The sequence below is a fragment of the Burkholderia sp. 3C genome (assembly GCF_054589155.1).
In genome coordinates this window covers 31,095-40,646 of sequence record NZ_BAAILN010000096.1, presented here as the reverse complement: position 1 = coordinate 40,646, position 9,552 = coordinate 31,095, and the positions used below count along the sequence as shown (strand labels likewise).

The following is a 9,552-nucleotide window of genomic DNA, read 5'->3' as shown; positions in this document are numbered from 1 at the left end:
TCCGCCCCCGCCTAGCGCGGGGGCTTTTTCGTTGCATCCGCAACGACTCAACCGGGCTCGCGGCCCTCCGCCCCGGCAACCGGCAAGCACACGGTAAAGCGGCTGCCGCGCCCCGGCACCGAGGCCACCTCGATCGATCCGCCATGACGCTCCATCACGGCCTTGACAAACGGCAGCCCGAGCCCGACGCCCCGACTCGCGTCGCGCTCCGCCCCGCCCACCTGAAAGAACGGTTCGAACAGGCGCGGCATCGCCGCTTCGGGAATGCCGCAACCCGCGTCCACCACCACGATCGACACCCTGCCATCGCCTGCGTCGATCCAGACGTCGATGGTGGTCCCCGCCTCCGAATATTTGATCGCGTTATCGAGCAGGTTGATCAGCGCCCGCAGCAGCATGTTGCGATTGCCGAGCACGAAAACTTCGCCGTCTGCCTCATCCGGCCATTCCAGGCGAATCTGCTTCGCGTTCGCCGCATGCCAGACCTGATCGACGGCCTCCATCACCCAGTCGCCGACCGACACCGGCACATAGGCCCCCTTGTCGAGATGTTCGGCACGCGAGAGCTGCGTGAAATCCTCGGCCACGCGCAGGCTGTAATCGACCAGCTTGTGCAGATCCGCCAGGAACTCCGGGGTCGGCGCGGCGTCGGCGACCCCGCGCTGTTCGAGCAGCGACAGCACCGTCGACAGCGGATTGCGCAGATCGTGCGCCATATGGCGCAGCGTGAGGCGGTCACTTTCAACCGCCGCCTTGATGGTGTGAATATCGACGAGGCAGATCATGCTGCCCGTCGAACGCCGAGGATCGCCGCCGCCGAACGGCGTCACCATCATCATGTGGATGCGCGCATTCATCGTCAGTTCAACCGAATGAATCCGGCCGGTGTCCCGCGCCGCCAGGATCGTGTCACGCGCGATGTCCAGCACCCGCCGGGCGGCCGTGTCGCGGTCCGCATCGAGGGTGCCGAGCATCGCGTGCCCGCACGCATTGCACATCCGCAGTGCGCCGTCCTGCTCGACGAAGACCGGATACGGCAGCGTATGAATCACATCGACGTAGGTCGACTGCCACGCTCGGATGCGCGACATCGCCTTCGCAACGTCGCTGTCGTGGCGGTAGGCGCCCGGCGCCGGCTCGTCGGCGGCCGCCGTTTGCGCCAGACCCGTCACCGCGTGCCGGTGCGCCAGCCCGCGCAAGCCGCGGTATTCACGCATCAACGCGGCTCGCAGCCAGTCCGCCCGCCGCCAGCCGCATATCGAGAAGATCGTCACGCACACGGCCAGCGGCGGCCCGACCGGCGCCCAGCACGCGCCATACACCAGCGCCACCACCGCCCCGGCGACGAACAGGGCCAGCCACGCCAGCACGAATCCATACATGCGCCATCCCGGCACGAACAGGCAGATCAGCAACACGCCGGTTGCAACGGCCAGGCCGGCCAAGCCCCGCAGCGCCGGCGGCATGCGTCGTATCAGGTGCCCGTCGAGCAGCGCTTCGGTTGCGAGCGCATCGACTTCCGCGCGCCGCAGTTTCTCCGCGCTGCCCGGCGAGAGATAGAACACGCCGGCCAGATCGGACATCCCGTCGCCGATGAACACGATCCGGTTGCGCCACGCCGCGTCCGGCACGCGGCCTTTCAGGACATCCACGAACGAATAGCGGTCGAGATCGAAACGCGGCGGCAGGAACAGCAGCACCGACTCCGCACCGTCACGCTCCGCCTGCGCGATCCGGTCGCCGGTTCGCGCAGGCGCGGCCAGGCCGGGATGCCGCGCCTGCGCCACGCGGATCGCCTGCAGGCTGACATGGGCGAACGCTTCACCGGCGCGGTACGGGATGAACGGCACGATGCCCTGCACCAGTTGGTTGCTGCTCACCGTGACACGACGCTGGCCAATCGCCGCGGCCGCTTCGCGCAGCGGTTTCGACGGCAGCATCACCGTATCGGCACGGCCATCGAGCAGCGTCACGTGCGCCGGCAGCACCACATCGCCGCGCCGCGCGATCACGGCCGCGAGTCCGGCGTCGTCACGGGTCGGCGAAATCATCATCATGTCGAGCACGACGCTCGATGCTCCGGCCACGCGCTCGAGCACGCCGGCGAAATCGGCGCGCACGTAACGCCGGATATCGCCCAATTCGGCGAACGTCTTCTTGTCGATCATGATCACGGCGACCTTGTCCCGCGGCCCGTGATCGGAACCCGAGAACGCGAGGTGCCAGTAACGCCGGTCGAGCGGCGCCATCAGTTCCTCGACGGCCGGGGCGCAACCGAGCACCGCGAGCAGGGCGGTGCCGGCCAGTTGCAGCCAGATGGACGAGCGGGCCGCACCCCGGCGCAGTGAGCCAAACTTCGAGCGGAAGATCCCGGACATGGTGTTGTCGTTCCGATGCCGGCATGCCGCGAAAACAGGTGCGCTTCCGGCATGCACGACGGCTTTCGCGTCGCGCGAGCATTTGATGGAGGTGCGACAGTCTATCCCTTTCCATCTCCCATCATTACTGACAGTTACCTTTCGCACGACGACAAAGCCGCGCCGGCCTGGCCTCGCCCAGGCGCTCGCGCGCACACCCCGGCACCGCATCCGCAGCCCCCGACATCCCGCACGAAAACATTGAACACAACAGCGTTTCGTTGCGTCACGTTGCGCATCGTTTAGTAAATCCAAGAAAAATATTACAGATGTGTTTATTCGATTGACGACGCCGGATCGCGACTCCTAGTCTTGTTACCGCTGCAAAGATTCGGAAAGAAAATGAAGCAAAAGATTCACGACGAGCCGGCGGTTCGTTCGCACGAGTCGCCGAACACGCAAGAAGCAGAGAAGAACGGAGAGAGACGATCATGAATCGATTCACGACGCTCGCCGCCACCTTGGCCGTGGCGTGCGCGTTGAGCGGGTGTGGGGGTGACGACGGCGGCTCAGGGGCCACGTCGGTGCTGGCGGCGCGGCCTTCGGCCAACGCCGCCGATACGGTCAATCTCGACGACGGCCGCGCGCTGTCGTTGACGCAGTATGTCGATCCGCTGATCGGCACGCTCGCGAGCAATTCGCCGAACCCGGTTCCGGCCGGCCAGGCCGGCAGCGTGGTGCCGGCCGCCGGCCTGCCGTCGGGCATGGTGCAATGGGCGCCGGACACCAACACCACGCCCGCGCCGAACAACAGCAAGGAGCCGGGCTCGCCGGCCGGCTACTACTACGACATCAACTCGATCCAGGGCTTCAGCGTCACCCACATGCCCGGCGCGGGCTGCGGCGGCAACGACGGCGAATTCCCCGTCATGCCGACCACCGACGCCACCCAACTGGTGCCGACCTTCAGTCATGCGAATGAAATCGCCAAGCCCGGCTACTACTCGGTGCTGCTCGATTCGCAGATCAAGGTCGAACTGACGGCCACGCTGCGCACCGGCTTCGGTCAGTTCTCCTACCCGTCCGGCAAGCCGGCGCTGCTGGTGCTCGACGCCACCCGCACCAACACGCGCACCGCCACGGCCGGCGCGATCACGCAGGTATCCGACAGCGTGATCTCGGGCAGCACCACCGGCGGCGGCTTCTGCGGCAACTCGGTGGCGGTGCCGGTGTACTTCTACGCGATGTTCGACCGGCCGTTCGTGTCGGGCACGTCCGTCTCGCAGGGCGTGGCGCATCTCGCGTTCGCCTCGGGCAAGACGGTCAAGATGAAGATCGGCATCTCGTACGTCAGCGTGGCGAACGCCCGGGCGAACCTCGACGCGGAAAACCGCGGCTGGGATTTCGACGGCGTGCGCACCCAGGCCGACGCCACCTGGAACGACGCGCTGAACGCGATCCGCGTGGCGGGCGGCACGGCCGACGCGAAGACCAAGTTCTACACCGCGCTGTATCACGCGCTGTGGGCGCCGAGCATCTTCAGCGACGCCAACGGCCAATACATCGGCTTCGACAGCCAGGTGCACCAGGTCGCGAAGGGGCAGGGCGCGCAATACTCGTCGTTCTCGGGCTGGGACATCTACCGCTCGCTGATCCAGTTGAAGGCGATCCTGAACCCGTCCGACACCAGCGACATGATCCAGTCGCTCGTGAACGACGCGGATCAGTGCGGCGCGATTCCGCACTGGGTCAACGACAACGTCGAGGACGGCGTGATGCCGGGCGACGCCGGCTCGCTGATCGTGTCGAACGCCTACGCATTCGGCGCGCGCCGCTTCGACACGCAATCGGCGCTGCAGCACATGGTGAAGATGGCCAACATCCCCGGCACGGCCTGCAACGGCGCCACCACCAACGGCGGCCGCGCGAGCTATCTGCAAACGGGCTACATCACCAGCGGCGAATGGGGGCAGGCGTCGTCCACGCTCGAATACACCAGCAGCGATTTCGCGATCTCGCGTTTCGCCGCCGCGATGGGCGACACCGCCACGCAGCGCATGCTGCTGGGCCGCTCGGCGTACTGGCAGAACCTGCTGAACACCTCGCTCACGCCGCCGCTGATCGCCGCGCGCCAGTCGAACGGCGCGTGGATCGCCGAAACACCGAGCAGCGGCGACAACTACGTGGAAGGCAATGCCGAGCAGTACACGTGGATGGTGCCGTACAACCCGGCCGGCCTGTTCGCGCAGCTCGGCGGCAACACCGCCGTGACCTCGCGGCTCGACACCTTCTTCACGGTGCTCAACGCCGGCCTCAGCCTGCCGAACTTCTACATGGGCAACGAGCCGACGTTCGAGGTGCCCTGGCTCTACAACTGGGCCGGCTCGCCCTCGGGCACGCAGCGCACGGTGCAGCAGATCATGAGCACCGCCTTCGGCACCGGCCCCGACGGCCTGCCCGGCAACGACGACCTCGGCGCCGTGTCCGGCTGGTACGTGTGGGGCGCGCTCGGCCTGTATCCGGAGATCCCGGGCGTGGCGGGCCTGGCGATCGGCAGCCCGCAGTTCCCGCAGATCGACGTGCGGCTCGGCAACGGCCGCAGCCTGCGGATTCGCGCGTCGGGCGCGCCGGCGTCGAGCTACGTGCAGTCGCTGTCGATCGACGGCCGTGCCCAGCACAGCCCGTGGATCGCCTACGACGAGCTGGCGAACGGCGCGACCCTGCGCTTCGCGATGGGCGATGCGCCGACCCAGTGGGGCACCAACGTGCCGCCGCCGTCGTTCGGCGTGCCGGTGGCGCTCGATGCGGCCGACAGCTTCAACAATCGCGGCTTCAGCGCCGACGGCGCCAGCAACACCGACGGCCAGGGCGCGGATTTCGACGGCAGCCTGTTCAGCTACTCGCTGAGCGCGCTGGCGGCGGCCGGGGTGCAGCCGGGCAAGCCGTTCCCGGTGGCGGGCGCGAACGTGACGATCGGCGGCGGGCCGCTCACGCTCGACAACGCCGTCACCGTCGGCCAGACCGTGATGCTGACGCCGGTGCCGGGCGGCAAGGGCGTGGTGGTGCTCGGTTCGGCCAATAACGGGCCGAGCACGGGCGTGGCGCAGTTGAACTTCGCCGACGGCACCAGCCAGGCGGTCACGCTGGCGTTCGACGACTGGACGCTGAACGGCGGCGGCGCCAGCCCGGCCTCGGCGATCGCCGTGACGATGGCCTACCGCAACGGCGGCGACGGCCAGAAGGACGGCGTGAAGACCTACATCTTCGCGCAGACGATTCCCGTGCCCGCCGGCAAGATCGTGTCGAGCCTCACGCTGCCGCGCCAGGTCAGCGCCGGCAAGATGCACGTGTTCGGGTTGGGTATCGCCTCCTGACCATTCGACCGGGGTTGCAGCCTGACCCGGTCGCGTTTCGACTCACGCGCCGCGCAGTGCCGTTCCGGCTGTGCGGCGCGTTGCTTTTGGGGCGGCCGGCGTGCCTGTGCGTCCCGATCGTCATAAATGGCTTGCGCCCGGTAATCGGCTGTCATTAAATGCGTCGAATAATCAATGTCGATGGCAGGTATTCGTGAAATTGTGGTCAGAGCCTAGTAATATGGCGCCCTATCGACACTTGCCGCCCACCTATCGCCCCGCCCACCCACAATGAGCAATAACCTCAACGTTCTCGAAGAACAACTGCGCGAACTCGACCGCCAGATCGCGGACGCGAAGGCGGACGGCAAACGCGCCCTGCTCGCGACGCTGCAGGATCAAGTGCAGGAATTCGGCATTACCGAAGACGAGCTGCTGCGCGCGGCCGGCTTCCGCCAGACGCTCAAGCCGCGCAAGGCCACCCCCGCGAAATACTACGATCCGTCCTCGGGCCAATCCTGGTCCGGCCGCGGCCCGCGCCCGAAGTGGCTGCAGGGCAAGGAACCGGACGATTACCTGATCGATCGCGCCCCGAAGCCGTGGTGGCCGGGCGAGGAATAAGGTTTCGCGGTCCGGCGCACGCCTTGTGCGCCGGGAGTTTGCGGTTGAACCTGGCGGCGCGATTTCGCACTTTTTTCGGCTTTCTTTCACGCTCTCCGGCTGTTTCGCTTCTCCGGCTTCCGACGCGTCCCCCGCCTGTTCTCGCTTCTTCGGCTTCTTCTGCTTCTCCTGCTTACCCCACCTCTACCGCGTCACCCGCTTCCCCCGCCTGTTCCGCCCGCCCCCCGCTCTTCCCAACTCCGCTTCCCCGAAATTTTTTCGCCTCACGCGACGGATTCCCGCGCCTGCGCCGTGTAACGCTTATCTTCCACGCCGGCAGGACTCCGTATGAACGTTCCGTCCCGCGCCCAGGCGGCCGCGATCGCGCTGAACCGCTTCGGCCTCGGCGCCCGCGCCGACGACACCGCGCCGCCCGACCCGAAAGCCTGGCTGCTCGATCAGTTCGCGCGCTACGAGCCGCGCCCGGCGGCGTGGGCCGACCAGCCCGGCGCGGTGGCGCTGGCCACGCGGTTCGGCGACGAACGACGCAACTTGCGCACCGAAGCCGGGCAAACGCAGGCCTCGCAGCCGATGCCCGCGCCCCTGCCGGCACCGGCGTCCACGCCCTCGGCCGCCGCATCGGCACCGGCCAATCCCGCGCAGGCCGCGCGGCAGGCCGTCAACCAGGCGATCCGCAAGGAGAGCGTCGGCGTCTATCGCGACGCCGTCGATGCGCGCGTCGAAAGCGCATTGGTCACGCCCGCGCCGTTCGTCGAGCGGCTCGTGCACTTCTGGGCCAACCATTTCGCGGTGTCGGTGGACAAGGGCCAGGTGGCCGGGCTGGCCGGCGCGTTCGAGCTGGAGGCGATCCGCCCGCACGTGCTGGGCCGCTTCGAGGACATGCTGGTGGCCGCCGAGCAGCACCCGGCCATGCAGTTGTTCCTCGACCAGACGCGCTCGGTCGGCCCCGACAGCCGCGCCGCCCTGCGCGCCGAGGCGCGCGACCCGGCCCGCAAGCGCGGCCTCAATGAAAACCTCGCGCGCGAGATCATGGAGCTGCACACGCTCGGCGCACGCAGCGGCTACACCCAGGCCGACGTGACCGAATTCGCCCGCGCGCTGACCGGCTGGAGCGTGGCCGGCGTTCGCGGCCCGCAGCCGAACGACGCGCCGCCCGGCGCATTCGTGTTCCGCCCCGCGCTGCACGAGCCGGGCGTGCGCACCGTTCTAGGGCGCCGCTACGATCAGGATGGCGAAGCCCAGGCGCGCGCCGTGCTGCAGGATCTCGCCCGCGCGCCGGCCACCGGCCGCCATCTCGCGTTCCAGTTGGCGCGCCACTTCGTGGCCGACGATCCGCCGCCGGCGCTGACCGAGCGCATCGCGCGCGCCTTCGAGCAGAGCGACGGCGATCTGCCGACCGTCTATCGCACGCTGGTCGAATCGCCCGAGGCGTGGTCGAGCACGCATGCCAAGTTCAAGACGCCGTGGGACTGGACCGTCTCGTCGCTGCGCGGGCTCGGCTGGAGCTCGCTCGGCAACCTGAAGGCCGCACCGTTGCTGACGCAACTGGGCCAGCCCGTCTGGCGGCCCGGCTCGCCGGCCGGCTACGACGACATCGCCGCCAGTTGGGCGGCGCCCGACGCGCTGGTGCGGCGCGTCGAGGTCGCGCAGCGGCTCGCGGCGCGCACCGGCGACCGCGTCGATCCGCGCGCGCTCGGCACGACCCTGTTCGCCGGCACGCTCGGCGACGCCACCTCCACCGCGGTATCGCGCGCCGAAAGCACCACCACCGCGCTCGCGCTGCTGCTCGTCTCGCCCGATTTCCAGCGGAGATAACCATGCCCGGTTCACGTCGCCGATTCCTCGGCACCCTCGCCGCCAGCGCCGGCGCCCTGCTGGTCGCGCCGCACATCGCGTTCGCCAGCGTGGCCACCGAGCGCCGTTTCGTGTTCGTGATCCAGCGTGGCGCCGCCGACGGCCTCACGATCCTGTCGCCGTACGCCGATCCCGATTACGCGCGGCTGCGCGGCGAACTGGCGGTCGATCCGTCCAGATCGACGCATCTGAACGGCACCTTCGCGCTGCATCCGTCGCTCGCGCAAACCGCGCGCATGTATCAGGACGGCCAGGCGCTGTTCGTGCACGCGATCGCCTCGCCCTATCGCGACCGCTCGCATTTCGACGGCCAGAACGTGCTGGAGACGGGCGGCCTCGCGCCGTATCAGGTCAAGGACGGCTGGCTCAACCGCCTCGTGGCGATGCTGCCGGCCACGCGCGAGAACGCCATCGCGCTCGCGCCCACCGTGCCGGCGGCGCTGCGCGGCGCGGCGCGCGTGACCTCGTACGCGCCGTCGGGCCTGCCCGGCGCGCCCGACGATCTGCTCACACGCGTCTCGGCGCTCTACGAACGCGACGCGCAACTCGGGCCGCTGTGGGCCTCGGCGATGGAAGCGCGCGGCCTGGCTCACGACGCCGGCGCGCGGCAGGACCCGGCCAGCGTCGGCAAGCTGGCCGCGAGCTTCCTCGCGCGCGACGACGGCCCGCGCATCGCGATGATCGAAACCGGCGGATGGGACACGCACAGCGCGCAGAACGCGCGACTGTCGAACGTGCTGAAGGGCCTGGACGCGATGCTGGCCTCGCTGCGCGACGGCCTCGGGCCGGTGTGGAACGACACCACCGTGGTGGTCGCCACCGAGTTCGGCCGCACCGCCGCCGCCAACGGCACGGGCGGCACCGATCACGGCCAGGGCTCGGTCGCGATGCTGCTGGGCGGCGCCGTGCAGGGCGGGCGCGTGATCGCCGATTGGCCCGGCCTGCGCAGCGCCGATCTGTACGAAGGGCGCGACCTCAAGCCCACCGCCTCGCTCGACGCGCTGATCGCGGGCGCGGCGGCCGAAACGCTGCGGCTCGATCCGCAACGCACCGGCGCGACGCTGTTCGACCACGCCGCGTCGCGACAACCGATGACGGGCCTCGTGCGCGCCTGACGCACAACCCGCCGCCGCGCCGGCCGGAACGCCGGCATTTTCACCACGACATCGATAACAGTCCTTGGGAGGACAACACATGAACAACCGATCGACATCGCGCGCCGCCCTGGCCGCCTGCGCCTGCGCGGCGCTGCTTTCCGCCTGCGTGGTCGCCCCGGCGCGGCCGCCGCGCCCCGCTCCGGTGGTCGAGGTGGTGCCGGTGGCACCCGCGCCGGGCTATCACTGGGTGAAGGGGCATTACCGTTGGGA

The 9,552-nt window shown here is 69.0% G+C and carries 6 protein-coding genes; 5 read left to right on the top strand and 1 reads right to left on the bottom strand.

From position 1 onward, the window contains the following. Nucleotides 1–47: 47 nt before the first annotated feature. On the bottom strand, nucleotides 48–2,378 hold the full coding sequence (locus tag ACYP33_RS19845) for an ATP-binding protein (protein ID WP_459623504.1): 2,331 nt from the start codon (nucleotides 2,376–2,378) through the stop codon (nucleotides 48–50). 470 nt (nucleotides 2,379–2,848) lie between these two features. Here ACYP33_RS19845 and ACYP33_RS19840 point away from each other — a divergent pair, with 470 nt between their 5' ends. The 5 genes from ACYP33_RS19840 to ACYP33_RS19820 form a co-directional block, all read left to right on the top strand. Further along, the gene (locus tag ACYP33_RS19840; RefSeq protein ID WP_459623502.1) at nucleotides 2,849–5,731 is read left to right on the top strand and encodes a GH92 family glycosyl hydrolase; all 2,883 of its coding nucleotides are present in this window, start codon (nucleotides 2,849–2,851) and stop codon (nucleotides 5,729–5,731) included. A gap of 270 nt (nucleotides 5,732–6,001) precedes the next feature. Beyond that, nucleotides 6,002–6,331: an H-NS histone family protein gene (locus tag ACYP33_RS19835; RefSeq protein WP_414440273.1), complete on the top strand. Its 330-nt coding sequence runs from the start codon at nucleotides 6,002–6,004 to the stop codon at nucleotides 6,329–6,331. Nucleotides 6,332–6,658: 327 nt separating this feature from the next. Beyond that, nucleotides 6,659–8,146, top strand: coding sequence for a DUF1800 domain-containing protein (locus ACYP33_RS19830; RefSeq protein ID WP_459623501.1), 1,488 nt, complete (start codon nucleotides 6,659–6,661; stop codon nucleotides 8,144–8,146). Between the two features lie 2 nt (nucleotides 8,147–8,148). Beyond that, nucleotides 8,149–9,300 (top strand): DUF1501 domain-containing protein, encoded by a 1,152-nt coding sequence (locus tag ACYP33_RS19825; RefSeq protein ID WP_459623499.1) that lies wholly within the window; start codon nucleotides 8,149–8,151, stop codon nucleotides 9,298–9,300. A 79-nt stretch (nucleotides 9,301–9,379) separates the two neighbouring features. Beyond that, nucleotides 9,380–9,552, top strand: a 173-nt coding sequence (locus ACYP33_RS19820) for a YXWGXW repeat-containing protein (protein ID WP_459623659.1), incomplete at its 3' end; no start/stop codon positions are given.

Coding starts and splice junctions, on each gene's coding strand:
- ACYP33_RS19845 (WP_459623504.1), bottom strand. CDS start 2,378: ATGTCCGGGATCTTCCGCTCGAAGTTTGGCTCACTGCGCCGGGGTGCG.
- ACYP33_RS19840 (WP_459623502.1), top strand. CDS start 2,849: ATGAATCGATTCACGACGCTCGCCGCCACCTTGGCCGTGGCGTGCGCG.
- ACYP33_RS19835 (WP_414440273.1), top strand. CDS start 6,002: ATGAGCAATAACCTCAACGTTCTCGAAGAACAACTGCGCGAACTCGAC.
- ACYP33_RS19830 (WP_459623501.1), top strand. CDS start 6,659: ATGAACGTTCCGTCCCGCGCCCAGGCGGCCGCGATCGCGCTGAACCGC.
- ACYP33_RS19825 (WP_459623499.1), top strand. CDS start 8,149: ATGCCCGGTTCACGTCGCCGATTCCTCGGCACCCTCGCCGCCAGCGCC.